Below are 23,211 nucleotides of genomic sequence, written 5' to 3'. Positions count from 1 at the left end.
ATAGACTGCGCAGCAGCAAGGTTTCACTTGAGAGGTTTCATAAGTAAGGGAGTCCGGCCTCAACCTCTCCACTAAGAGCACGCGCAAGCGCCTGCCGACTGAAACCGAATGGGAGTACGCTGCCTGAGGCGGACCGGAGCAACAGCGCTATGTCTGGGAGCCCTTCAGGAGCTCAATGGCGACGTCATGGCCAGCATCAGGAAGGATCAAACAGGTGCTTGGCATTGGCCTGCTCACGGCGACCGCAGTTGTTGCCAGCATGGGTAATGCCCAGGCGTTCAAGGACGCGAGAGAGTTCTCAGCGTGGGTCGGATTGGTGCCACGCCAAAGCTGCACAGGTGGTCGAGTGCGGCAAATGGGCATCAGCAAACGTGGGGACGCATATCTGCGAACGCTGTTGATGCACGCGGCGAGATCTGTTGTGCTTAAAAGCCACGAGGCGTCCGCATGGCCGTGGCTGCAAACGTTGCTCAAACGCAGGCCCTACAACGTAGTTGTTGCGGCAGTTGCCAACAAGCTGGCCAGGACCATCTGGGCTGTGCTTGCCAAAGGGCAAGCGTGGAATGCGCAAGCTTGGCAAGGCGCGCACTGAAGAGCACGAAGAATTGATTGCGAATCTGACGTTTTGAAGGAGAGCAAGCGATCCGAAATGTGTGATGGGCCAGACAGGTCGGACCGAGATGAGGACACTCCGATAAGAGCCAAGAGCGCTCAGTTCGAGTGTTAGATGGGAGCCTCATCAGCGAATGCCATCAGGGCCAGCAGGTGTACTAGCCTGCACAATAGGCCAGATATAAGACTGCAGCCCTGCCTCCTGACTCTTCATGCACAAGGGTTGCTTGTAATCCGGGAGGCTTCCATATAAGCCACTCTTAAGATGTATGGTCCCAGGAAGTCATGGTGCATTCTTTAGCCTGGAACAGGAGAAAGCACTATGGCAATCCGCCTGCATGGCAGCGCTCGCACGACGCCGCGTATCCGCGCAGAACTCCAGCTAGCCACCGGATCCCATCGGTCTTTGGCCAAGCTCTATGGCCTCAACCCCAAGACCGTGGCCAAGTGGCGTGCGCGCACCTCTGTTCTCGATGAGCCCATGGGTCCTCGGGACAGAGCAAGCCAGCATCTTTCTCAAGAGCAAGAACACCTGGCAATTGCATTACGCAAGCAAGGGCATCTGTCGCTGGACGATCTCATGGGGCAGCTCCTGGAGACGGCACCCAAGCTCAGCCGCAGCGCCTTACATCGTTGCCTGCAGCGACACGGCATCAGCCGACAGCCCGCAACGCAGGTGCCGCGAAGGCACGGAAAGTTTGAAGAAACAACGCTGGGCTTCGTGCACATCGACAGTGCCGAAATGAAGATCTCCAGCGGCAGACAGCACATGTTTGTTGCCATAGACCGCGTCACAAAGTTCACGCATGTTGCGTTCTTTGACAGGGCCACGAAAGCCAACGCAGCGCAGTTCCTTCGGCAGGTGCTCGTGGTCTTCCCGTACCGCATACATACCGTTCTGACGGACAACGGCATGGCCTTCACAGGGCAAGAACGCTTCAGAGGCGGCGTCACCGACACATGCATCGGTCACATCTTCGAGCGCATCTGCAAGTTCAATGGAATCGAGAAACGACATACCAAGCCGTACCACCCTTGGACTAACGGCATGGTCGAGCGCATGAACCGGACCATCAAGGAATCCACGATCAAGGCGTACGAGTACGAGGGCCTGGAGCAACTACGGGAGCATGTCCAGGCATTTGTTCAAAGCTACAACTTCGGCAAGCACTTGAAAGCGCTCAGGTGGAAGACACCATTCCGTGCGATGTGCGAGGCGTGGGAAAAAGAGCCAAGCCGCTTTAGACTGCATCCGCACCAGTTCACTGTGGGGCTGAACATCTTAGTGCCGCTTTACACCCACCCGGCGGGCGATTCGTCGCCACCAACTGCAGGAGGCCGTGACCCCAACTACCATTCGCCGGTCAACGGCGCTTGGTATTTCGTCCCCTTTCATCTTAGGGATGAACGCATCGAGGCGCGTTCAGCCTTGCGAAGTGTCGAGATCTTCCATCGCTGTGCACCCATGGACTATCAGGGACGCGCTGATGATTAAAAGACAGTGAGAGATGCCATCCATCAGTAACCGCCGCACCGTGTCTAAACCGAGCGCACCCTTGAAAGGTTAAGGGATTGTGCGCTGGGGTGGACCTGGCACATTGGCTGTTTTTGAGCGGCAATTTAACCGATTTGCACCGGCGCTATGCGCTTTGCACAAGTGCCGTACCATCTTCGGCTCGGCCATATAAGTGATGGTATCGAGCATTAATGCCTGCATTACGGCACTTTCGAAGGAAATAGCCTGCCTGCTCCATATCGTGCGTTGAAACGATGATTTGATAGCCTTGAGACCTTATGAGATTGCGTACGACGTCGATAAATGCAGCCGCATGAATGCTATCGTTATGGTGCAGAGGATCATCCATCAAGAGACCTTTCCATCTGCTCCACGGATAAGTTGCAGAGGCACCAAACAGCAAGCAAAGGCTAGTTGCTGCGAGTTGTCCTTCGCTCATATATAGCAGTGGATTTTTGGCTTCGCCTTTCCCGTCCGGTTGGAAACTCAGGAGCGCTTGAGCCGTAGTCGCACTGGCAACCGCACTCAAGTTGACTGGAGAGTTCCGATCCGACATGAGGGCTGCGCAGAATTTTTCGGTGTTGGAATTTAGCGGCTCACTGACCGAATTACGAATATCTGCTGCCTTTTGGTTCAATTGGCTTAGCAAGTGAGTCCGCTTTTGCAGAACAGTCGATAACGAGTCCTGCTGTTTCTTTAGCGTGGCCAGCTGGGCGTTGATTTTCAAAATCGCACCGTCAATTTCTTGCACTTCGTGTTTCTCGCACTGAGCTTTTAAGCTAGCTTCAATTTGCTGAAGGTCCACGTGTGCTAAGTAGCGGCGACGTCCTTCCAATAGAGTACTGTGCTCTTGCGAAATACGCCGCAGACGGATTTCGCTATTCACATGTGATTCATCGATGCGTTGCACATTTTCTGGAATCGGAAGGCCTGTGTACCCCTGCCTAGTCCAGCGTTCAGTCAAGTCTTTTCCGGTTTGAAACTGCGAGGATATTTTTGCATCGATTTCATCCAGCAGATTTTTCTTGCCGGCCAAGGTAATCCTCGATGCCGTTTCGTTCCGGTTGGTCGCATCAAGTTTTGCCTGGGATTCTAAGATTCGTCCAGAATTCGTAAGTAAAGTGAAATCATGTTCAAGTACGGTAGCTTGTAATTGCTCTGCAGTCATCCCTGATGATGCGATATTCCGAAGCTGCTCGAGCTCTCGCTCCAAACTAGCTAGAACTGTGGCCGTTCTTTCTCGCTCGGAAGTCGTCTCGATTTGTAAATCGTTAAGCCGTTGAATATCAGCACGAACCGTGCTGGCCTCCGGGTTCAAAGCGATAGATGCGATCAACGCTTTAGCCGCATCCTGATTTTGTTTCAACGCTGAGGTCAACGTGGGAATAAACTCTTTAATTTCTAGATCGGACAAAAGAGGTGTGCCACGCAGCGTGTTTTCCAATTGGTCAGTTGCGAGAACCAGTTTATTAAGGTCCTCTTGTCTCTGCTTCAGTTGAATGGCGTTGGCATTTAGATCAAAGAGCTTCTGCTTAGTCGTTTGAATTTTGTCGGCTTGCTGCGATATCCTCTCCTCGATACCTACTAGCCTTTGATCTGCTTCGTGCGCTTGTTGGGCTGCGAGTTGCTTTAGACGGCCAGTGACCATGAACGTTGTTTGGCAAACAGGACAAATACAGTCCTCCTCGCGGAGTGCTGTTGCAATCTGCGCTACACCGGTTGAAATAGCGTTACTGACAGCGAATGCTGCATCTTTCTCGAGCTTCAAAGAATTTGCTTCGGCTTCAAGTCGCGCTAGCACCTGACGCTCGTCATTGATCGACGTTGCTAGGGTCGATTGGGATTCAGGGAACGCAACAAGTTCAAGTAGCGCGGCACGTCGGATAGCATCGTCTTTCAGCAGCTTTTCGGCTTGTGTAAGCCCAGCTTTCAGCGAGGTGCTTTGGTCGATTAATGCAGTTTGCTGGCTGCGTTGAAGATCGATTGTTTCTAATAGCGCCCGGTTAGTTGCAAGTAATTGTATTTGCTCACTGTGTTTCTTTGTCAGATCGATCGAAAGTCGTTTAGCCGCTTCCAGTTTTACGTCCGTCGCCAAGATTTGACGCATCCGCTCGATTTCCGAGACCGCGATATCTCGAGCTGTTTGCAGTGCTGAATTTTCATCAACAAGCAATTGGTGATTAGCGCGAGTTGATGTGGCTTGGAATACCGCCGTCGATGCGTTAGTTTCCGCAATCTCAAATTCTCTTGTTGCCAAGTCCTTTTCTTTATGTAGTGAAGCTTGCTTTGCTATCGCGTCCGCATAGTTCTGTGCCAGGCTTGACCATTGCGTTAATTGCGCACGTTGGTTCGCGAGATTCTGCTGAGCCAACTCAAGACTCATGCGCATGCGTTGCAAGAATCTATCAACGTCATTGCCGCTTAGGTCGGAATCTTGTTGAGAAAGCGCAGTCGTTCCAAGTTCGGCTGCTAGTTCGTCGCTTATGTGCTGACCGCGCGCTAGTATCTCTTCAGGCGCCAAGATTTCATCGGCGCGTTCCAATTCGCGTTTCGAGCGTAACTGCTCCTGGAGGTCGTCGATGAGGCTCAATTCTTCTTCAAGCTTGGTTTCCTCGCGCGCAAACCCCTCCCTCACTCGATCGAAACCTATGTCGGTCTGTTTTCTACCTAGCGTACTTTGAACCTTCCAGAGCGACTGCAGCCCCGCAGGTCCTTCTAACAACCCCCATCGCTGCTTTCCGTCGAGATGGACAAACATCTGGCGAGATGACTGCCCCAAGAAGTGAGTGAGTTGCAAGCAGTCTGCAATGCTACTTACGCCTCGCCACTGTTCTGCGGTGAGCCAATCTTCAATTTTGGTTTCTCCGACCTTGTTAATCGTGCCCGTGGTTAGACTTCGATAGACATGTGCAGAGTCACTAAACCACAACTGTACTTCAGGTTTCTTACCGAGCGCAGCTTTTTTTTCAGCAGCCTTTGCATCCATTCCGTTGAGGCGGCGCAGTTCCCCTGTAAGTCCCCACTCTACGGCGTCGAATAAAGTGCTCTTTCCGAGGCCATTTGGCCCGACGATAACTGTAAGCCCGGGGCCGGCTGAGAACGTCACGTCCGTTTCGCTCTTGTACGAGCGAAAGCCTTTAATTTTTAGTTTTTCAAGATAGACGTCACTCACGATGCCTGTTCCATTTCTATGCTCAATAATTTGTGAACCAAATCTTCGCCCTGTAGATCGTCGTCTAGCAAAACCTCTTGCCATCCTGCTGGAATTGAGACTTGTTTTGTAAGCAGCTGCAAAGCGTCTGCTCGGGCTTGGTCGTCGCCATCGACAGCCCATGGACGTGCGAGGAATGTAGTTTCAATGAAAGCGTCAAAATTTTTGCCAGCGTCATCAGGAAGCCATACGTGCTTTCGGGCTAGTCTGTCATCGCGTTCAATTTCGGCAGCTAATGCATTCCATTCCGAATTGTCTGCGCTTCCATATGGTGCCGCCAACATGACATATAGGTCGCTCGACGGCGTAGCCTTCAAGGATTTGCGCATCTCAAGCACATTGTTTAGCATCGCATCGACGGTATCTAATACCTGTTGGCGATTACACTCGGCAGGTAGAGCGCTAGTCCAAACCGCGTGGAAATCTAGCCAAATTGTCGGAGTGTTCTCCTCTTGAAAAACCCTGGTGCAGCCAGCTGCCGTCGCAGCATTCATGATGAGACTATCGAATGATTCAAGCATTTAGCGGCTCCGTTCTGCTTGGCAACGCAAGGGCTGACAAACGCGAATCTCTTTCAGCGCGTTTTCGTTCGTAGAAATCGTGCACATCCTTAGCCCCACGCGCAAGTGCGTCCAAAAAATCGTCCTCAGCAGTTAAGGCAATAGGAAGTGTTTGGGTGAGTGAATGATCCTCTGTTCCCTCTGTTCGAGTCATGGATACGGATCTCAAGTAGAGGTGGAGTAGGGAAGTCTGAAGATATGGAAGGAAGACTACGTCAGACTTCCAATCAAGCGAGGTGGCAAATCGCCGAAGATCTTGTTGGCTGCGCCTCGAAATTCCACATGCGTGACCGGATTGTTCTGCAACATCAAGGTTTCCGATGTCTCGAGCCCTGGGGGTAGTAGAAATGCCTGCAGCATCCAGCGCTAAGGCAAACAGAGTGGCGAGTAACAATTGTTTGCGTACGTTTGTGCAGAAGCCGATGCTTACGAAATTTGATTTGGCAACGGGCGCGTTTGCATCGACATCAAATACTCGACTTAGGAAGTGCCTGAGCAATTCAGCGTCGCCTTGGAGCGCTACTTCCCAACTCTCCCAACGGGTCCACATCGCACTACTCAGATTACCCTCAATTTTTTCGCCAATGTCCGTAGCTTTACCATTCTTAAGGCAACCGTATAATTCGTCGCTAAGCCAAGCTAACATCTTGCGATCAAGCTCCTGATGAATCAGGTTAGATAATTCGTCCTTATCAAAATCTTGCCACGCGCTCGGACAATGTTCCTCATTGGAGCTGGTATCGAATGTGAGTGATTTATCTGGTTCTCGATGTGAGTCGATTAACGACTGCAGTCGGCGCGCCCAAGCATCTTGATCCGGTACTCGAAGCGATTTTAGATTTGCGTATGCGCTAAGGCGAACTAGGGCGTCGTCTAGTGATCCGAGTTCGCGCAACTTTGCCGTGACCAAGATTCGTAAGACGCCTTGTTTCGTTGCATCTATGTCCCAGAGCTCACTAATCTCCGTAGGAGCGAGTGAGCCGGACCATTGAATTCGTCCCGACTCCCCCGCGCGCAGGACGATGCGGGGAGACCTACGGTCTACATGAGGGGAGCGTTCGAGCGCGGCCTGAACCTGCGGAAAGCATCTAGCGATCTCGAAAATTGGTACCGCGTGAAGAGCATTTCCGCTCAGTGAATCCTCAATCAGAAGACCGACTGCACTTTCGGAGTCGTTGCCCAACTTTCTCGCTATAACGCCTCCAGACGCTCCTTTTAAGCCACTTGTCGGTTGAACACCTGACAGGGCTGGAGTCGTACTCTCAGAGTGCATCGCAATCGTGTTGACCTTGAGAGTGTCTTTAGTTCCTACATAGGGATGAGCCGGATCGATGACGGTGCAAAATACGCTAATGCCCTGCGGGGAGGATATCGCTGCTGCGGGATGGCCATGTAGTCCTAATTCGTCACTTAGCTCAACTTTACTGCGTGATAGGCTTATGACATTGCGGAGGTCGGTGATCGGCGTCTTCAGTTTCAGGAGCGCGACATCAATATCGTCTGCAGTTTCTAAGATGTCTGCCTCAATTTGAAGCGACTGGCCATGGAAAACAAGTGTCAAGTCAGTTCGAGCGAAGCCGTCGTCGCTTTGCACACAATGAAGTGCTGTCAACGCGTACTCTCCGCAGATTAGCCAGGCTGAGCCTTGGTGTTCTGTGCCTGCCATCAAGCGGGCGACTTTACGTGCCAACATTATTTTTATATCAGGTAGCGTTTAAGATCTGCACTCAAGACGTGATCATCATCATCCAGCGTGATGTCTGCATAAGACAGACGGCGTTCGAGATATTTGTCCAATCGGTTCGCCTTAAGGTCTCCTAAGAAATTACGGAAGTCGGCGCTAGCCGCAGCGCCGGGCTCAAGTAAATTCAATGGAATCTGCATTGTGTCGGTCCAAGTGCCGGTGTTTATATAGATCGCGGAAGTTTCATCTAGGGCAATGACTTCTCTTTTAGGTAAGTGAGTGTGACCAAAAACTACACACTTGAACTTGCCTTCAGTTACTAGTTCTTCCGCAGCATCGCGGTACGGCGAAACCTCTCGTTGCTCATCACGAGACAGCTTTCCTCGCCAAGCATTTAGCCCCATCCGAAGAAGTTCATCTCGTGCTCCGGCAGTATGTTCCGAAAACAGGCTGGCTTTTCCATCAATGAATGCTTTGATATTTGCGCTGAGCTCTCGCAATTTCTGCAAAGAGTCTGCTGCGCCGAGCTCTCCACCATTAGTGGCCTGGACAGAGAACTTTGAGGCGTCTTCTGCACCAACTACCTTTTTCAGAGTCGTAGCAAGCGTAGGTATCGCAACTTGACTCTGTGTTGAAAGTTGACCCGCATTGGATGGTTCAGCAGATGTAACGAATTCGTTTGCCGATTGATAGCCTGCTCGCAAAGCTGCTTGCAGTGCATGCTGGAGGTTCGGATGTAGTGCCAGCAAAATAGGGAGTACCGCTTCTGTCTCCGGCTTTAGAAGATCGACAAATCGGAATTTTCGCTTGATCTCATTGATGACCTTGATCACCATGAACGACCCTGGTGGCGGCGTGAACGCATCCGATGTGCGCTGTTGCATGCGCTTCCCTAAGCCACGAGAAAGCATAGAACGTTCTTGGCGTAAAGCGCTGTGATTAATGATATTCCAGCTGTCATAGCGATTGCCGTGTTCGATAAGCAGATCGCCCTTCACATACGCTTCACCATCGTAGATAAATCTGAAACGCCCGGTTCCACCTAATTGTTGTTCAAGGTAGCGACGTACTGCCGGTAGGGACAACTCGACATCGTGATTTCCAAGCAGAAACGTGAGATTTTGTCCAGCTGCTAGCAGAGCTGCCATGGCATCGAAGGGGCCATATTCGGTACCATTTCTAGTTCGATCAATTATGAGCTTGAGTTTTTCAAGGACAAGTGACTCGTCAGAGGTCCAGGGTGATGCTGCGTTCGCATCGCCATAATCGTCTTCCATCAAAAAGTCGACAATGTCTCCATTGATAACCAGCTCGACAGACCCTTTTCCCTTCGCCTGCTTTCGAACCCAGTCAATGAAACTTATCAGCTCGATGTAAGCTTGGCAAATTTGTGATCCTATGGCCCCGGAGTCGGTATGTGGACGCCCACCAAGATGCAAGTCTGAAATGACGAATAGCCGCATTTTTTGCAGTTACTTTTTGTAAATATCTCATCCTAACACTTTGCTTGTCTTTGGCACTGTTGCGCAAATTACAGCTTGCCAGCAGGTAGGCTTGGGAGATGAGTGAGCAGCTTCGTCTCAACTGCCGCTACCGAAAAACGAAATGGAAGTGCTACAACGCTACACTCAAAGCCCCAGGGGCACTGACTTTCTGGCTTAACAAGTATGTGCAGTGGTTTGGCTACACGAAGGGTTAATGCGGGCGCAGCCCGAAGTTCTCTGACGCAGCCGTCCAGTTTTATCAGACAAACAAGTGCTTGTTCATATCTAGCGTTACGCCAAACCATGTGCTGTGTGGAGTCCCTTTTGCATTTGTCAATTCTGGGGTGGTCGGTGCCCAACTTCAGCGCGGTCTTCCTGCAGTAACTCCTAGTCTGACCCTAAGCAAGCATGACATCGTCGACCAACGGCAGTACTGACGATCCATTGGGCAAGCGAGCACCCGCAGCTTGAGGGGTGAACGACCTTTTCTAGGTAGTGCGTTCAGCGATATGAAAGACGGCAATCGCTTGTGGATTCAACTGGTCAATGCAACACAATGATCGCCTCTGGCGCAAGGAGTGTTGGCATGAAGCAAAGACCGCGGATTTACTACACCGAAGCTCAGAAGGCCCTGATGTGGGATCGCTGGAAAGCTGGCGATACCTTGCACGAGATCGGCAAGCTGTTTGAGCGACCGCACACCTCGATTCACAACATCCTGAGTGCGACAGGGGGCATCCGGCCACCAGCAAGGCATCGGCCGCGTTTGGCCTTGTCTTTGGCTGAGCGCGAGGAGATATCGCGCAGCTTGGCTGCCGGTGAATCCATCCGCTGCGTTGCCAGGCGCTTGAAGCGAGCAGCATCCACCATCAGTCGAGAACTCATGCGCAATGGCGGCAAAACCTGCTACCGAGCTACAAAAGCAGATGAGGCAGCCTGGCAGCGAGCGCACCGCCCAAAGACGTGCAAGTTGGCCTGCAATCCTGCGTTGGCGCAGATCGTGGCGGGTAAATTACAAAGTCAATGGTCGCCCGAGCAAATAGCAGGGTGGCTCAAACGAACTTACCCGAGCGCAAAGGACATGCAGGTGTCTCACGAAGCCATCTATCGCACGCTCTTCGTTCAAACACGCGGAGCCTTGAAGAAAGAGCTTCTGGAGCATTTGCGGCGTACCAGAGGAATGCGACGCTCACGCCATTACACCCAGAAGACGCCGATCCATGGCCGGATCGTCGATGCAGTGCCCATGAGCGAGCGCCCAGCCTGCATAGAGGATCGAGCAGTGCCGGGCTATTGGGAGGGCGATCTGTTGTTTGGCGATGCCTACAGCCAGGTGGCAACGCTAGTAGAGCGGCACACCCGCTACGTAATGTTGGTCAAGCTAGTGGACAAGGACTCGTACACCGTGGCGGCAGCGCTGGCCAGGCATGCGCAGACCTTGCCACAAGAGCTCTATCGTTCCTTGACCTGGGATCGAGGATCGGAAATGGCGGGGCACAAACGATTCACTGTGGCTACCGACATCCTGGTCTACTTCTGCGATCCACAAAACCCATGGCAGCGCGGAACGAACGAGAACACCAATGGGCTACTTAGGCAGTATCTACCCAAGGGCATCGACATCTCTGGCTACTCGCAAGATGAATTAGATGCGATTGCAAGAAAATTAAACGAGCGGCCCAGGAAGACCTTGGGGTACAGAACCCCGGCTGAGATGTTTAACGAATGTGTTGCATCGATCGGTTGAATCCACACTGCAAGGCTGTCGTTGATCTGCGGTGCTTGAACGGTACCAATGAGTCAGTTGCTGCGGTTTTTTGCGTAAATAGGCCGCTGGTTTCATAGCGAAATGGGTGCTAGGGAAGACCTATAGTTTTGGGCAAATTTTTGGGCAAAAAAAGGGGAAATAAGGGGGAAGCAGGGGCATTGACACGTTGCATGTAAATGGTACTTCAGAGGAGAGCCCAGGCCTATGGCTAAAAAATAAGCATGCTGAACCGGGTTCGATTCCCATCGCCCGCTCCAGATTTACCCTTCTAAAACAAAGACTTGTCACGATCTTTGTTTTTTCGGGGGAGTTCCAGGGGAGTTTTGTCCGATGAAGGACTCCAGCTACGCCTGCTCGGTATCCCCCTGGCCGTCGTCCAGCCACTTGGAATAGACGTTCAAAAACATCTCCACAGAATGCCCCATCTGCTTGGCTGCATAGGCCGGCGTGGCTCCTGCCATGAGCAGCATCGTCGCATAGGTGTGGCGCATGTTGTTGGGCGGGCGGTAACGAATGCCCAGCGCCCTGAGCATCGGCATCCAGAAGGGGTTGCGAAACCGCTTGTCGTCTGCCCAGGGCTCGCCATGTGTCTGGTCGACCAAGACCGCCTGAGAATCCTTGGGCGCGGCCTGGCTCATGACGTCGCTGACCAGGCTGCCGAGTTGCGCCCTCGGGGCCTGCTCCTTCTGCCTTTCCAGCGCATCCAGGGCCCGGCTGTTCAGGCTGACGATGCGGGCCTTGTTGGTCTTGGTCTGCTTGCGCAGACCCTTGACGACCGCCTCATGGATCAGCACCTGTTTTTTGCTCCAGTCGATGCTGTGCCAGCGCAGGGCCACCATCTCGCTGGTGCGCAGGCCTGAGAAGAATCGAAATGCGATCAGATTGGCAATCGTGGGCGCAAAGTGTCGCGCGCACAGTCAATGATTCTTTCGACTTCCTCATGGTCGAACGGGTCGGGCGGCTCCCGTTGCCACTTGGCGCTGGTGACCGCCGCGACCGGGTCCTCGGTCAGCAGCTTGTCGAGCACGGCCAGGTCCATCGCAGACCTGAGGGCCGACACATAGTTGTTGACGGTCTTGCCGCTCAGACCCGGTCGTGTCTTGATGGCGCGAAGAATGTCCGGATGCTTCAGGGCGGAGACCTGCTTTTCGCCAATGAACGGCTTCCAGAACTTGACCGCGCTCAGTTAGCCCGCCAGCGTCGAATGCTCTGCCACCTTCACGGACAGCCAGTGATCCAGCGGCTGGGCAACGGTCTTGCCGGCAGCCACCGTGCCGCCTTCCGGAAAGTACTCGCGCATCACAAAGTTGCTTCCACGGATCTTGAGCTTGATTTCGGCAAGCAGCCTGATGGCGTGTTTGATGTTGGCGGGCGTTGGCGGGCGTTGGCGGGCCTTGGCTGGCGTTGGCGGGTGCTGGTGCAATGGTCTTGCCCTCTGCCAGAAGAGTGCGGCGGATGCGCTCTCCCCGGAAGGAAAACGAGAGCCGAATGCCGCTCTCGCGAATCTCTACATCCCGCGCATTACCCATTTCCGGACCCCTTCACGGTCGATAGAAATGTGCGAATCGGGCGACCTGAAGTACTCGCGCCGCTCGATCCAGACACCGCTCTCGATCTTTCGGCGAATGGCTTTCTCGGTGAAGCCCGAGATGGCCGCAAAAATCTTGATCGTGGCAAAGCGATCCGGTGCCAGAAAGACCGGTGGCGGCTGGGTGCTGCTGAGAAAAGAGTCCATGTCATACCTCCTGAAAAAGAAGAACCCTGCTCAGTGGCAGGGCTCGGGGTTGATCGATCGATTGCGTGGGTCACATTGCGTGCTGCGGGTGCGCATACCGCGTTGAAGCACTGGCAGGCTCCTGGCTGCGCGCCGGTACCAGTGCGCAGTGGACGACGCGGGTATGCACCTCACTACGTGGCGGGCGGCAGGCCAGCGTGTGGATGTGGGCGCGCTCCAGCTCCACCACCAGGGCGGTGCCGGGCAGCAGGGCGGCATGGTGTGTTTGCCAAAAGCGCTGCGCTGCTACGCCCGTCCAGGTGGCGCGCCACGGCTCGGTGTGGTGCGGGCCCAGGCGGTCCAGCAGCTGCAACTGCAGCTGAAAAGCGCCGCACAGCGCCGTGCTGGCCTGTGGCGGCGGGGGGCGGCTGAGGAAAAGCGTTCCGGTATGGCGCATGCATGCCTCCTGTTTTGGCAATAAAAAAGCCCGCACGAAGGCGGGCAATGGCAATGGGGTGGAAGGATCTCTAGGTCTTGTTTCGGCCTCGATAGTCGAGATCGGTGGCAGAGTAGTTCTCGCGCTTGCGCCAGTCCATCCGGACGGGGCCGGCATGGTCGGTCGGGTAGGTGATGCGCTCTTTCTCCCGGCTGAGCTCCCATCGCTTGGCCTCCACGATATGGTGGACGGCGGGCTTTTTAGTTGGACTCATGGCTAAGACTCTCAGTAGATTGCAGATCAGTTGATCCCACGGTACAGGGTTACCGCGGGCAGGTCTATAGATTTCTTGTTCGAAAGAGCAGGGGGAGATCTGGCTCAAGCACCACCCCTTTGCCGGTGTTGCATGTTGTCAACCAAAGGTCTTTCAGTTCACCTATACTGGTTCCACTCGCTGTTTAGGCCGTTCGCCCCAACAGTGCCTGTCTGACACCATTGCCGCCCCTTGGCCGCAGGTAGCCGCTCTTCTAGCAAAGCACGCGGTGGTCACTCCCCTCTAGGCGAACCCCCCAGATCCTGAACATTCTTATGGATCTGCGTTGCCCCCTGAATTCACAGCGGGCCTTCCCTATCTCACTTGATGGTCTGCGCAATCGTGCGTGCGGCCGTCCGTTTTCATGCTGCACAAAAACATTACAGAGCAGATTGGCCGCTACGTGGTCACACCTCTGACACAGCCGAGCACCAGCGGCCAATTCCTGGCTGCCGTTTCCATTCGCCGCGGCGCTTATGACCGCGTCATTCGATTTGTCCCTCAGTTTTCTAACGAGTCGCTCGCCTCTAACTATGCCCTGATCGAGGGGCGCAACATGGTGCTGAACCACAGTCTGAATTGAGCGGCTGAATCCTTCACTCACAGGAGCTACTTTGGCAAAAGAAGAACTAATCGAGATGTCAGGACGAGTTGATGAAGTGCTGCCGGATGCGCGATTTCGCGTGACTCTGGAGAACGGCCATCAGCTCATCGCATACAGCGGCGGAAAGATGCGCAAGCACCGTATTCGCGTTCTGGCTGGCGACAAAGTGACCGTTGAAATGTCGCCCTACGACTTGAACAAGGGACGAGTGACCTTTCGCCATCTTGCTCCACGCACTGGCGGCGCTCCTGGTGGCAACCCTGCCTTCAAGCGTCGTCGCTGACCCTCTCAACCTCCTATTCGCTCATCGCTGAAATGCATGAGCCCACTTTGAAAGAACACCATGGAATCCAATCTCTATGTGACCAATCTCAGCTACACGGTTGACAGCGATGCCCTGCGCGCCCATTTCGGCAGCTGCGGCGATGTCGTTGCCGCCGACGTCATCATGGATCGTGAAACCGGCCGTTCGCGCGGCTTCGGCTTTGTGGAAATGAGCACTCCCGAGCAAGCGCAGAAAGCCATCCAGGAGCTGAACGACCAACCGCTGGGCGGTCGTGCTGTGGGAGTGGCCCTGGCCCGTCCACGCAAATAATCTTCTTCGATCTGTAAGAAGGGCCCACGCCAAAAGCGTGGGCTTTTTCTTGGTTCATCGAGGAATTCCGTGGAGATGAGCCCGTTCGTTTTGTAATCTGACGGCAGCGAAGCTGACATCGGAGAACAAATCAAATGCTGGACTCGAAGTTATTGCAGGCTCTTGGCGGCTGGGAGGGCTACGAGGTTGAACGTGTGCAGTGGCCCCAGGGCGATAGCCGCACCGTGTCGATCTATCTGAAGCCGCAGGCCAGCATCATGCATTGCGAGCGCTGCGGTGCGCAGTGCAGCCAAGTCCATGAGACCACGACACGGCGCGTGCGCGATCTGGCATTGTTCGAGTACAAGGTGGTGCTGCATGTGCCGCGTCGGCGTCTGTGGTGCGATAGCTGTGGTGGCCCGCGCCTGGAGAAACTCAGCTGGCTCGGTCGCTACCAGCGCGTCACAGACCGTCTGGCACAGGCGTGCAGCCAGTTGCTTCGCAGCAGCAGCATCAAGGCAGTCGCGGCCTTCTTCGATCTTGGGTGGCACACGGTCAAGTCCATCGACAAGACCTTATTGCTGGCCACTACCGCGCAGCCGCAATGGGAGCGGATCGAGTACTTGGCAATGGACGAGTTTGCGTTGCACAAGGGCCATCGCTACGCCACAGTCGTCATCGACCCCATCAGCCGGCAGGTGCTGTGGGTGGGGCAAGGGCGCTCACGCGAGACGGCCCGCCAGTTCTTCGAGCAGTTGCCCGTTGGCGTTGCCCAGCGCATTCGCGCGGTTGCTATCGACATGACTACTGCCTACGAGCTGGAGATCCAGGCCAACTGCCCCAACGCCGAGATCGTCTATGACCTGTTCCATGTCGTGGCCAAGTATGGCCGGGAGGTTATCGACCGAGTGCGTGTCGATCAGGCCAACTTGCTGCGCCAACAGCCCTTGGCGCGCAAGGTGCTCAAGTCCAGCCGCTGGTTGCTACTGCGCAATCGCAACAAGCTGCAGGCTCAACAAGCAGTGCAGCTCAAGGAGCTGCTGGCGGCCAATGAGCCATTAATGGCGGTATACGTCTTGCGCGATGAGCTAAAACAGCTGTGGTTTTACCGTCGTCCGGCTTGGGCGCATCGCGCCTGGCAGCACTGGTGTGAGCAAGCGCGCCAAAGCGGTATTACAGCACTGAGCACCTTTGCTCAGCGCTTGCAAAGCTACCTGCACGGGATCATCGCCCGATGCCGGCATCCGTTGAACACAAGTGTTGTCGAGGGCATCAACAACACCATCAAGGTCATCAAGCGCCGGGCCTATGGCTACCGCGATCAGGACTATTTCTTTCTGAAGATTCGCGCAGCCTTCCCCGGTAATGCGCGATGAACCTTTTTCTTTGGGGGGCGATACTTGCTGCTGGCCGTTTTTTGAGTAAAGCGTCACAGGCACACAAAAGCCCGCCAGGTGCAAACCTGGCGGGCTTTTGTGTGAGAGGGAAGGGGAGTGGGGACTCAAGTGATCCCCGTCAGCTTGGCCAGCTCTGCTGGTCGCTAATTGCCCATGGCCACTTGCTGATGCCGGTCGCGAAGCCTGTCCAGCAAGGCAGCGCCTTCGGCGTACCAGTGGGCTCTGAAGCCCTGGTGGCGGTCATGCCGGCCCCATAATGCGCCACCCATTGCTATCAAGAATTTGCCACCTATGTCTTCCAACGGCTTTCACGTCCACGGCCCGCACGATCACGAACTCGAACATGCCGCCCAGGGCGAACATGGCGAAACCGCCCATCACGGCATCGGCGGCGGCAGCCTGACCAACCAGATCGCCATGTGCACCGCCGTTATCGCCACGGTGGGCGCCATCTTCTCGTACATGGGCGGTGCCACCCAGGCCAGTGCCGGGCTGTACAAGAACGACGCAGCCATCAAGAAGACCGAGGCGGCGAATCAGTGGGCCTTCTATCAGGCCAAGAGCACCAAGCAGTCGATGTCCGAGTTTGCGCGCGATCTGGTGGCCACTGAGGACAAGCGGGCTGCCTACCAGGCCAAGGTGGAGCGCTACGAGAAGGAAAAGGACGACATCAAGCGCGATGCCGAGCGTCTGGAAGCGGAGGCCCGGCATTGGGACGAGCAGTCCGAGATGCAGATGCACCTGCATCACCGCTGGGCTCAGGCCACCACCGCGCTGCAGGTCGCCATTGCCCTTGCAGCCATTGCACTGCTGACCAAGAAGAAATGGCTCGAATACGGGATGCTTGGCGTGGCCGCGCTCGGCCTGGGCGTGGGCGGGCTGGCGATGCTGCATATCTGAGAGCGTTTTTTCGATCTTCTGAGCAGAATCGCCAGGAACGAGAGATGGGCAAACAGCGGGCTGCTGCTGAGCAGCCGCTCGCAGTTCTTACACTCCCGACGATTTTCGCCGGCCACACAAAGCGGCACGCGGGCTGCCGCACCAGTTCATCGCGGTCAGAGGTATCGGTCATCAGAACCCCTTGGTGATCAAAAAAGCCCCCCGGGTCTTGAACCTTGCGGGCTTTTGTTGGGGTAGTGGCTTCTCAATTTATGAGCACGTTGCGCTTGCTCTAGCTACATTTGATAGTAGTTTGCTGCCGATAGCATTGCTGGGCTGGCGGTAGCTGCTTTGCTTTCCATAGCGTGAAGCAGGCGGCTGCGCTGGCGCTCGCGGTGCTGCAGCTCCTGCAGCACGGTGTCTATCGGATGCATCGGCAGGAGACTCCCAAGCCCAGGTGGCCCAGCTCGGCAAAGCCGTGGTCAAGCGCTTCGGCGGCGCTGCGGGCAATGTGATGGGTGGAAGCGCAGCCACATTTCAGAACAAAGATGCGCATGGCGACTGCTCCTCGAAAAGCTGCAGGTTCAGGTGGTTGGTGGTGCCGGCGCGCACGCGGTTGATGCTCATCAGGGCTGATGATGTCTTCCAAAATAACCGTCACCGCGCCATTGAATGCCGCCGCAGCAGAACGCCATGCCCGCCGCATCGCCATCGCCTATGTCATTGCAGCATGTGGCGTTGCGGCCGCCGGGCTGGCCGCCCTGGTGCTGGCTATCCGCTGGTGGTAAGCAGTTTTACTCTTTGACCACAGGCCTGTGCACCAGCACCGGAATGTGGCTGTTCACCAGCACGCGCTGGGTTTCGCTGCCCAGCAGAATGCCGGCAATGCCTTTGCGGCCGTGCGATGCCATGCAGATCAGGTCGCAGTGGCTTTCCTCGGCTTGATGGATGATGGCCTTGTGCACCGAGGCGTTCATGGCTCGTGCCGTCCTGCAATACACCCCCTCGGCCCTGGCAATGTCCTGCACCTCTTGCAACACCTTGTCGGCCGTTCTCTCGGCGTCCTTGTTCAGGTCGCTGGTGTTGTAGGTCATCATCGCCTCGCCGCTGTACATCAAGGCGGCATAGTCTGGCATCACGTACAGCACCGTCACCTGGGAGTCTTGCTCCTTGGCAAACTCCATGCCCGCACGCAGCGCGGCTTCGGAGAGTTTCGAGCCGTCCGTAGGAATCAGAATGTGCTTGAACATTTTTAGCCTCCTTGCGCGCCAGCGCCTGTGGGATTGCCACGCAATCCGAACGATTGCCAAACCCATACTCACACTCCGGGATGGCTAATGCAACACCCAGAAGTAGGTATTCAGGCGGTTTTTTTGATGGGCAAGCAAAGGCCTGAAATCCAGTGGAAATCGGCTCTGACCTAATTGGCCGCAGGCCTGTGCACCAGCACCGGAATGCCGCTGTTCACCAGCACGCGCTGGGTTTCGCTGCCCAGCAAAATGCCGGCAAGGCCCTTGCGACCGTGCGATGCCATGCAGATCAGGTCGCAGTGGCTGTCCTTGGCCTGTTGGATGATGGCCTGGTGCACCGAAAAGTTCATCGTCCGCTCCAACTTGCAGTCCACTCCCTCGGCCTCGGCAATGTCCTGCACCGTCTTTAGCACGGTGTCGGCCGTTAGCTCGGCGTCCCGGCGCATCTCGCTGGGGTTGTAGGCCACCATCCCCTCGCCGCTATACATCAGGGCCGAATAGTCCGGCATCACATAAAGCACCGTCACGTCGGAGCCTTGCTCCTTGGCCAGCTGCAAGCCTGCACGCAGTGCAGCTTCGGAGAGTTTCGAGCCGTCTGTCGGAATCAGAATGTGCTTGAACATTTTCAGCCTCCTTGGGCATCAGCGGTAGCAACGCAATCCGAACGATTGCCTACCCATACTCACACTCCGGGGCAGCCATTGCAACACCTGGCGTCAATATTCAAGCATTCCCCCGCTTGTGCTTGTTGCCGCATGACGGTGGCGGCGGCGCGACAGGGCGCAAGGCAGGCGCCAGGCTTGGGTAGCATGCTGACGATGTCTTCATCCTTCGAATGACAAGGAAGTCCCATGCTCAATACGGATACCGTTGCGAAGAGGCTGTTTGGCGCCTCCGCAGATACCTTGGACGCCAGAGCGCTCAAGGTCGCCCAGCACATTGCCCGGCGCAAGCACATTTCGCGCAATGTGGATCAGGAGCTGGATCAAACGCCGCCCACCTTCGGCCAGCGCGCAGCCGATGCCGTCGCCACCTTTGGCGGCTCCTGGGCCTTTGTGGCGCTGTTTTGCGCAACCATGCTGGTCTGGGTGGGCCTCAACTCTTTGCTGCTGTGGGCGCGCGGCTCCACCTTCGACCCGTACCCCTATATTCTGCTGAACCTGTTTCTGTCCATGCTGGCGGCCATACAGGCGCCCATCATTCTCATGTCGCAGAACCGGCAGGCAGACAAGGACCGCATTCGCGGAGAGCACGACTACGAAGTCAACCTCAAGGCCGAGCTGGAAATCATGCTGCTGCACGAAAAAATCGACGAGCTGCAGAAAACGCAGTGGAGCGAACTTATCACCATCCAGAGCGAGCAGCTGCAGCTGCTGCGCCGGCTGGCGGACGGGCAGCGGTCCGTTTAACTGCGCAGGTTTTGGGTAGTCTGTGGCGCTGCCTGCGCCTAGCCAGTGCAACACGGGGCTTGCGCATTCGCGGTGCAGGTCGCTAAAAGCGGGAGGGCGGTAGTACGATTCGCCAATCGCAACTTGGAGTGGGTATGGGCAAATCGACGTATCGCGCATTGGTGATTGCTTCGCTGGGCATCCCATTATTCGGAATGCTGGCGGAATATGGCTTCGATCTGGTGCCTCATGAGCTGACCGATCTTTCCCAGAGCCTGCTGATGCAGTCGGAAGTCGGCCCCACGGACTGGATCTTCTTGCTGGCGCTTTCGGTGCTCGTGGTGCTCGGCCTCATTTCCTTTTACGGGTTTTATGGGCTGCTGCGGTTCAGAGCATGGGCACCTCGGTTTGCCCTGTGGTCTTCTGCCGCGACGTGGGTCGTCACATGCTTCAGCCCGCCGATTGTGCTGTCCGGCCTGGGGAACGCGACATCGGCCTTGGGCTTTGCGCTGTTTGGCGCGGTACTCGCATTGCCGTACTACTCTCCCGAAGTGCGAGAGATGTTCTGGCCCTCCTCGCCTGAGGCCTGAACAAAAGCCCCAGCCAGGGGCTTTTTGTATGGCACAGCGCTTCGGGCTTCAGAGCAGACTATCGGAACGTCATGCGCAGCAAGCAGGCCTTCATCGGGCGCTGGGGGCTGCTTGGCTGACAGCGCCGGCGCTGGTCGGGGTACACCGGCAGCGCCACCTGCTTTTCGCGGTGCTGGGCGCGCAGGGTCAGGCGCTGCGTGCAGGCCGTTGCCGGCGTGGCCAGCTGGGCATCGGTCGCGCCGATGATCTCGCCGTCGGCAATGCGCTGCGGCAGGCTGCTGAAGGACACCACCATCTGGTCCGTCGCAATCGGCTTGGCATAGGGCTGGGTGGGGCGGCCCTGGCTGTCGTAGTTCAGGTTCAGCAAGTAGCGGCTGTGCTGCCACTCGTCTGCATCGCCCTGCATCACGGCATTGAACACCGTGCGGTGTACCTGCGCCGCGGCCTCTGCGGCCAGAGAAAAAGGCCAGTTCCCTACGCTGCGAGTCTGCAGGCGGGTGCAGCGCGGCTTCCATGCGGTTAAAGGCGTCGATATAGGCGACCTTCCTGCGCAGTGCTTCCTTGCCGGTAAAGCCCATGGCCAGCAGCGTAAAACCGTCGCGAGTGATTCGGTGAGCCGGAAGCGTGCGTCCTGTTGAGTCAGTGAAATCGCTCAACGCAAAATTGCGTTCAGTGAATTCGGCAGGGGGCGTCGAGTCTTTTGATGGCGCGAACCACATCAGCGTGGCTATCGTTACGCCACAAGCTTTGTCGCAGCTATAAGCTCCGTGGAAAAGTTGTAGATATCGTCCAGTTTGCTAAGAGGGTGGCGCACTTCCTTTTTTTCCGCATCCAAAATTCCAAGGTATTTTTGGCTGCGATTGAAGTGGAGGCGACAAACGGGCTTGCGGTTGTTGTCATCCAGCAAAATGCCGAAATAGCTCTGTGTGTCCCTGTGACCAATTCGTTCTGGCTCGACGCTTGTTCGCACAATCGATTTCACAATGAAGAACCCTTCCATCTCCTCAGGGGTCGTTGCGATGCGAGCGGCTTCCTCATCTTGTGATGCTGGTGGCTTGTCGGTCGATTTCTCCGACTTCACAGCATCATCTGTAGCAAGTGGCTGAGCCACCAGAGTCTGTGGTGCAACTCCAGTAATAGCTGACTTCAATCGATCATTGACCAAATCGCCGGTGAACTGGGTGACTGCTTTAAGTAGCAGTGGCTGGAACTGTTCACGCACACGCGCAGTGATTGCTCCGTCATAGACACGGGCAGTAAAAAATCGAAGAAATTCTTCGCATGGGTCGCTGAACTGATTGGCCAATTCACGTTTGAGCTGACCGATATATTTCAGTTCGCCCGCTGCACTGATGATGGAGTCAACGTCAAATGCGGAGCGCGTGAGATTGCGAAGCTCTGGTGCCGCATGCTCATCGATATCCAGTAGATCAAGCTCCAAAAATGGCTTTTCATCCATTTTGTTGGGGGCGTCCAGGTCTGTGAAAAACTTGTAGACCCGTCCATTCGTGAGGATAGAGATTCTTGCGGTCGTTACGTGAAAGTAGCGGAAAAGCTGGCTTGCATGGTTGACATTCAGTGGCTCACCGAGCTTTTTGCATTCGATCAGCATTTGGACTTGACCATCTTTGAAAATGGCATAGTCGATCTTTTCACCTTTCTTGGTGCCTACATCGCAGATGAATTCTGGAACAACTTCGGAAGGATTGAAAACGTCATACCCCAATACGGATTGAATAAAAGGCATGACGAATGCCGTTTTTGTCGCTTCCTCTGTTGAGATGTTTTGGCCCTGCTGTCGGATCTTTGCGGCAAGGTTGTTAAGGCTTTCGTAGAGCTCCACATTTTCTCCTTCAAGTTGTTTGTGAGGGCATCATATATAAGTGCTTGCATGGGATTTTCCCAATTGCTTTTGGCGCTTGCATATTTCGAGTCTCAACATTTCAGCCGATACTGCTCATCCCGAGCAACCTTGCGCTCCCTCCGCACCCAATCCAGATCGTAATACTGGCTGCCAGCTCGCCCCATGCTGTCCAATGCTTTGACGCGTTCTTCCAGCGCATCGCAGACTTGTTTTTTGCCGGGCTCGGCAGGCTGGGCAGGGCGGTTTTGATAGACAACTGCAGGGGCTGCGGTATTGCGCTGGGTTTTGCGCCATTGGGATTCGGCATGGGCCACTTTCTGATCCCAGGGCAGGCCGGAGGGTACGGTTTCCGTGCGTTCCAGAAAGGCGTTGTGCTGGCCGCATGAATGGCTGCTCCAGAACAGCCCGCCGCCATGGCCTTTGCACAGATAAACGGTGCTGCTGGAGTGGCCGCTGTGCAGGGTGGTGGTTTTGTCTTCCACCACTTTGCCGCCTTTGCATGCCTCTTGAGAATAGGCATTACCGCAGCGATAGATGGGCTGCGCTATGGCCGGAGAGGTAGCGGTGGCTGACAGCAAAAATGCTGCGGCAGTCAATGCAAGCAGAAAATGCATGCGGAGCATTATCTGTAAAAATTAGTTACCGAGATATTAACCCCGGCCCGCGGCGCGATGTTGGCTAACTGTAATAAAGCAAAGAAAAAGGCAGTGTAAAGAACTACATTGCCTTTGTGCGTTAGCAGGTGCTTTTTGGGGGAGGGCTAATCAAATTTCAACGACAGCCTGCGTTGGGCTGGCGTGCGCATGTGTCTATCTTGCAAAGCGCTTGATGCAACTGGTGACCACACCCCATATTTCCAGAGCCTGTCCTTCCTGCGGCACGGTGTCGGGGTAGGTGGGGGCGCCTGCCTTGAGCTTGCAGGTGTCGCCATCGCCCTCCAGCACTCTGATGACGAGTTCGCGCTCGACAACCGCCACGACGATGCTCCCATCACGAGCGCGCAACTCCCTGTCCACCACGACGATATCGCCGTCATCGATGCCGTGTTCCTGCATGGACGGACCGGCCACACGCAGCACAAATGTGGCCTTGGAGTGCGTGACCAGCAGGTCTGTAATATCCAGCCGCTTGCCAGCAAAGTCATTGGCGGGCGAGCCTGCGCGCGCGCTGCAATCAGCCAGCGGCAAAGTAACCGGGGACGCGATCAGTTGGACGGGCATACCACTCATGAGACGATGACTGTTCATATGTACAGTGTAGCGGTTGATGAGGATCAGGTGTCATGAATCCACGTTGATGTCGCATGCTTTGTACTCGATCTTGCGTCCGGCTCTGTGCGGAGTCGGGGATCCATGTTGAGTTGCATC

General features: G+C 55.4%; 25 protein-coding genes and 3 pseudogenes. 11 read left to right on the top strand and 17 right to left on the bottom strand.

Annotation, left to right across the window (positions count from 1 at the left end):
• Nucleotides 1-202: 202 nt before the first annotated feature.
• Both F0P97_RS14920 and F0P97_RS14915 read left to right on the top strand, forming a co-directional pair.
• Nucleotides 203-592 (top strand): annotated as a pseudogene (locus F0P97_RS14920) (IS110 family transposase); the annotation flags it as partial.
• 342 nt (nucleotides 593-934) lie between these two features.
• A pseudogene (locus F0P97_RS14915) lies at nucleotides 935-1,885 on the top strand (IS481 family transposase); the annotation flags it as partial.
• 367 nt (nucleotides 1,886-2,252) lie between these two features.
• On the opposite strand, the gene F0P97_RS14910 reads toward F0P97_RS14915, so the two are convergent.
• From F0P97_RS14910 to F0P97_RS14895, 4 genes are read right to left on the bottom strand one after another with little or no spacing between them, the layout of a single operon-like run.
• Complete coding sequence (locus tag F0P97_RS14910; RefSeq protein WP_034400560.1) at nucleotides 2,253-5,300, bottom strand: AAA family ATPase; 3,048 nt, start codon at nucleotides 5,298-5,300, stop codon at nucleotides 2,253-2,255.
• On the bottom strand, nucleotides 5,297-5,860 hold the full coding sequence (locus F0P97_RS14905; RefSeq protein WP_003054627.1) for an ABC-three component system middle component 1: 564 nt from the start codon (nucleotides 5,858-5,860) through the stop codon (nucleotides 5,297-5,299). Before F0P97_RS14905 ends, F0P97_RS14910 begins: the two co-directional genes overlap by 4 nt.
• The gene (locus F0P97_RS14900; RefSeq protein WP_003054628.1) at nucleotides 5,853-7,592 is read right to left on the bottom strand and encodes an ABC-three component system protein; all 1,740 of its coding nucleotides are present in this window, start codon (nucleotides 7,590-7,592) and stop codon (nucleotides 5,853-5,855) included. The genes F0P97_RS14905 and F0P97_RS14900 overlap by 8 nt, the downstream gene beginning before the upstream one ends.
• A 5-nt stretch (nucleotides 7,593-7,597) precedes the next feature.
• Nucleotides 7,598-9,046 carry a metallophosphoesterase gene (locus tag F0P97_RS14895; protein ID WP_003054629.1) on the bottom strand — a complete coding sequence of 483 codons (1,449 nt, stop codon included), beginning with the start codon at nucleotides 9,044-9,046 and terminating at the stop codon, nucleotides 7,598-7,600.
• Nucleotides 9,047-9,653: 607 nt separating this feature from the next.
• Between F0P97_RS14895 and F0P97_RS14890 the strand changes: the two genes are divergently transcribed.
• Complete coding sequence (locus F0P97_RS14890; RefSeq protein WP_003054631.1) at nucleotides 9,654-10,814, top strand: IS30 family transposase; 1,161 nt, start codon at nucleotides 9,654-9,656, stop codon at nucleotides 10,812-10,814.
• 365 nt (nucleotides 10,815-11,179) lie between these two features.
• Here the strand turns inward: F0P97_RS14890 and F0P97_RS27660 are convergent, their stop codons facing one another.
• The 6 genes from F0P97_RS27660 to F0P97_RS14870 form a co-directional block, all read right to left on the bottom strand.
• The gene (locus tag F0P97_RS27660) at nucleotides 11,180-11,674 is read right to left on the bottom strand and encodes a tyrosine-type recombinase/integrase (protein WP_232537950.1); all 495 of its coding nucleotides are present in this window, start codon (nucleotides 11,672-11,674) and stop codon (nucleotides 11,180-11,182) included.
• Nucleotides 11,675-11,712: 38 nt separating this feature from the next.
• Entirely contained in the window at nucleotides 11,713-11,874 is a 162-nt protein-coding gene (locus tag F0P97_RS27655) for a hypothetical protein (protein WP_232537949.1), read from the bottom strand.
• 147 nt (nucleotides 11,875-12,021) lie between these two features.
• Nucleotides 12,022-12,258, bottom strand: coding sequence for an Arm DNA-binding domain-containing protein (locus F0P97_RS27650; protein WP_232537948.1), 237 nt, complete (start codon nucleotides 12,256-12,258; stop codon nucleotides 12,022-12,024).
• 84 nt (nucleotides 12,259-12,342) lie between these two features.
• Nucleotides 12,343-12,570, bottom strand: a complete 228-nt coding sequence (locus F0P97_RS14880; protein ID WP_182283014.1) for an excisionase — start codon at nucleotides 12,568-12,570, stop codon at nucleotides 12,343-12,345.
• Between the two features lie 70 nt (nucleotides 12,571-12,640).
• Nucleotides 12,641-13,006: a hypothetical protein gene (locus tag F0P97_RS14875; RefSeq protein ID WP_232537947.1), complete on the bottom strand. Its 366-nt coding sequence runs from the start codon at nucleotides 13,004-13,006 to the stop codon at nucleotides 12,641-12,643.
• Nucleotides 13,007-13,076: 70 nt separating this feature from the next.
• Nucleotides 13,077-13,259 (bottom strand): hypothetical protein, encoded by a 183-nt coding sequence (locus F0P97_RS14870; protein ID WP_182283013.1) that lies wholly within the window; start codon nucleotides 13,257-13,259, stop codon nucleotides 13,077-13,079.
• Nucleotides 13,260-13,662: 403 nt separating this feature from the next.
• On the opposite strand from F0P97_RS14870, the gene F0P97_RS14865 reads away from it, so the two are divergent.
• From F0P97_RS14865 to F0P97_RS14840, 6 genes are all read left to right on the top strand, one after another.
• Entirely contained in the window at nucleotides 13,663-13,881 is a 219-nt protein-coding gene (locus F0P97_RS14865) for a hypothetical protein (RefSeq protein ID WP_182283012.1), read from the top strand.
• A gap of 31 nt (nucleotides 13,882-13,912) precedes the next feature.
• On the top strand, nucleotides 13,913-14,185 hold the full coding sequence (gene infA, locus F0P97_RS14860) for a translation initiation factor IF-1 (RefSeq protein WP_003077320.1): 273 nt from the start codon (nucleotides 13,913-13,915) through the stop codon (nucleotides 14,183-14,185).
• A gap of 60 nt (nucleotides 14,186-14,245) precedes the next feature.
• On the top strand, nucleotides 14,246-14,497 hold the full coding sequence (locus tag F0P97_RS14855; protein WP_182283011.1) for an RNA recognition motif domain-containing protein: 252 nt from the start codon (nucleotides 14,246-14,248) through the stop codon (nucleotides 14,495-14,497).
• A gap of 134 nt (nucleotides 14,498-14,631) precedes the next feature.
• Nucleotides 14,632-15,852, top strand: a complete 1,221-nt coding sequence (locus F0P97_RS14850) for an ISL3 family transposase (RefSeq protein WP_182283010.1) — start codon at nucleotides 14,632-14,634, stop codon at nucleotides 15,850-15,852.
• Nucleotides 15,853-16,164: 312 nt separating this feature from the next.
• Nucleotides 16,165-16,773, top strand: coding sequence for a DUF4337 domain-containing protein (locus tag F0P97_RS14845; protein ID WP_182283009.1), 609 nt, complete (start codon nucleotides 16,165-16,167; stop codon nucleotides 16,771-16,773).
• Nucleotides 16,774-17,390: 617 nt separating this feature from the next.
• Nucleotides 17,391-17,540: a hypothetical protein gene (locus F0P97_RS14840; RefSeq protein WP_182283008.1), complete on the top strand. Its 150-nt coding sequence runs from the start codon at nucleotides 17,391-17,393 to the stop codon at nucleotides 17,538-17,540.
• A gap of 6 nt (nucleotides 17,541-17,546) precedes the next feature.
• Here F0P97_RS14840 and F0P97_RS14835 read toward each other — a convergent pair whose 3' ends face one another.
• Both F0P97_RS14835 and F0P97_RS14830 read right to left on the bottom strand, forming a co-directional pair.
• A complete protein-coding gene (locus F0P97_RS14835) occupies nucleotides 17,547-18,002 on the bottom strand; it encodes a universal stress protein (protein WP_182283007.1) in 456 nt (151 codons plus the stop codon).
• 170 nt (nucleotides 18,003-18,172) lie between these two features.
• Nucleotides 18,173-18,625, bottom strand: coding sequence for a universal stress protein (locus tag F0P97_RS14830; RefSeq protein WP_182283006.1), 453 nt, complete (start codon nucleotides 18,623-18,625; stop codon nucleotides 18,173-18,175).
• 228 nt (nucleotides 18,626-18,853) lie between these two features.
• Between F0P97_RS14830 and F0P97_RS14825 the strand changes: the two genes are divergently transcribed.
• A complete protein-coding gene (locus F0P97_RS14825) occupies nucleotides 18,854-19,411 on the top strand; it encodes a DUF1003 domain-containing protein (protein WP_182283005.1) in 558 nt (185 codons plus the stop codon).
• A 134-nt stretch (nucleotides 19,412-19,545) separates the two neighbouring features.
• Nucleotides 19,546-19,980 carry a hypothetical protein gene (locus tag F0P97_RS14820; RefSeq protein ID WP_182283004.1) on the top strand — a complete coding sequence of 145 codons (435 nt, stop codon included), beginning with the start codon at nucleotides 19,546-19,548 and terminating at the stop codon, nucleotides 19,978-19,980.
• A 58-nt stretch (nucleotides 19,981-20,038) separates the two neighbouring features.
• On the opposite strand, the gene F0P97_RS27640 is transcribed toward F0P97_RS14820, so the two are convergent.
• From F0P97_RS27640 to F0P97_RS14800, 5 genes and pseudogenes are all read right to left on the bottom strand, one after another.
• Nucleotides 20,039-20,401, bottom strand: coding sequence for a hypothetical protein (locus F0P97_RS27640; protein WP_232538289.1), 363 nt, complete (start codon nucleotides 20,399-20,401; stop codon nucleotides 20,039-20,041).
• Between the two features lie 139 nt (nucleotides 20,402-20,540).
• Nucleotides 20,541-20,699 (bottom strand): annotated as a pseudogene (locus F0P97_RS27635) (Rha family transcriptional regulator); the annotation flags it as partial.
• A 14-nt stretch (nucleotides 20,700-20,713) separates the two neighbouring features.
• Nucleotides 20,714-21,823 carry a type I restriction endonuclease gene (locus F0P97_RS14810; RefSeq protein WP_182283003.1) on the bottom strand — a complete coding sequence of 370 codons (1,110 nt, stop codon included), beginning with the start codon at nucleotides 21,821-21,823 and terminating at the stop codon, nucleotides 20,714-20,716.
• A gap of 92 nt (nucleotides 21,824-21,915) precedes the next feature.
• Entirely contained in the window at nucleotides 21,916-22,329 is a 414-nt protein-coding gene (locus tag F0P97_RS14805) for a hypothetical protein (RefSeq protein WP_232537946.1), read from the bottom strand.
• 324 nt (nucleotides 22,330-22,653) lie between these two features.
• Entirely contained in the window at nucleotides 22,654-23,064 is a 411-nt protein-coding gene (locus F0P97_RS14800) for a LexA family protein (protein WP_182283001.1), read from the bottom strand.
• Between the last annotated feature and the right edge of the window lie 147 nt (nucleotides 23,065-23,211).

The sequence above is a fragment of the Comamonas testosteroni genome (assembly GCF_014076415.1).
Lineage (GTDB): Bacteria > Pseudomonadota > Gammaproteobacteria > Burkholderiales > Burkholderiaceae_C > Comamonas > Comamonas testosteroni_F.
Note: the sequence above shows the minus strand (reverse complement) of the source record. Positions and strands in the feature narration are given on the sequence as shown.

Excerpts from the sequence above, each read along its gene's own strand:
- F0P97_RS14900 (WP_003054628.1), bottom strand. The coding sequence starts at position 7,592 with ATGTTGGCACGTAAAGTCGCCCGCTTGATGGCAGGCACAGAACACCAA.
- F0P97_RS14870 (WP_182283013.1), bottom strand. The coding sequence starts at position 13,259 with ATGAGTCCAACTAAAAAGCCCGCCGTCCACCATATCGTGGAGGCCAAG.
- F0P97_RS14835 (WP_182283007.1), bottom strand. The coding sequence starts at position 18,002 with ATGTTCAAGCACATTCTGATTCCTACGGACGGCTCGAAACTCTCCGAA.
- F0P97_RS14800 (WP_182283001.1), bottom strand. The coding sequence starts at position 23,064 with ATGCCCGTCCAACTGATCGCGTCCCCGGTTACTTTGCCGCTGGCTGAT.
- F0P97_RS14880 (WP_182283014.1), bottom strand. The coding sequence starts at position 12,570 with ATGGACTCTTTTCTCAGCAGCACCCAGCCGCCACCGGTCTTTCTGGCA.
- F0P97_RS14895 (WP_003054629.1), bottom strand. The coding sequence starts at position 9,046 with ATGCGGCTATTCGTCATTTCAGACTTGCATCTTGGTGGGCGTCCACAT.
- F0P97_RS27660 (WP_232537950.1), bottom strand. The coding sequence starts at position 11,674 with ATGGTGGCCCTGCGCTGGCACAGCATCGACTGGAGCAAAAAACAGGTG.
- F0P97_RS14865 (WP_182283012.1), top strand. The coding sequence starts at position 13,663 with ATGCTGCACAAAAACATTACAGAGCAGATTGGCCGCTACGTGGTCACA.
- F0P97_RS14830 (WP_182283006.1), bottom strand. The coding sequence starts at position 18,625 with ATGTTCAAGCACATTCTGATTCCGACAGACGGCTCGAAACTCTCCGAA.
- F0P97_RS14875 (WP_232537947.1), bottom strand. The coding sequence starts at position 13,006 with ATGCGCCATACCGGAACGCTTTTCCTCAGCCGCCCCCCGCCGCCACAG.
- F0P97_RS14820 (WP_182283004.1), top strand. The coding sequence starts at position 19,546 with ATGGGCAAATCGACGTATCGCGCATTGGTGATTGCTTCGCTGGGCATC.
- F0P97_RS14825 (WP_182283005.1), top strand. The coding sequence starts at position 18,854 with ATGCTCAATACGGATACCGTTGCGAAGAGGCTGTTTGGCGCCTCCGCA.
- F0P97_RS14855 (WP_182283011.1), top strand. The coding sequence starts at position 14,246 with ATGGAATCCAATCTCTATGTGACCAATCTCAGCTACACGGTTGACAGC.
- F0P97_RS14840 (WP_182283008.1), top strand. The coding sequence starts at position 17,391 with ATGTCTTCCAAAATAACCGTCACCGCGCCATTGAATGCCGCCGCAGCA.
- F0P97_RS14845 (WP_182283009.1), top strand. The coding sequence starts at position 16,165 with ATGTCTTCCAACGGCTTTCACGTCCACGGCCCGCACGATCACGAACTC.
- F0P97_RS27655 (WP_232537949.1), bottom strand. The coding sequence starts at position 11,874 with ATGGACCTGGCCGTGCTCGACAAGCTGCTGACCGAGGACCCGGTCGCG.
- F0P97_RS14890 (WP_003054631.1), top strand. The coding sequence starts at position 9,654 with ATGAAGCAAAGACCGCGGATTTACTACACCGAAGCTCAGAAGGCCCTG.
- F0P97_RS14905 (WP_003054627.1), bottom strand. The coding sequence starts at position 5,860 with ATGCTTGAATCATTCGATAGTCTCATCATGAATGCTGCGACGGCAGCT.
- F0P97_RS14850 (WP_182283010.1), top strand. The coding sequence starts at position 14,632 with ATGCTGGACTCGAAGTTATTGCAGGCTCTTGGCGGCTGGGAGGGCTAC.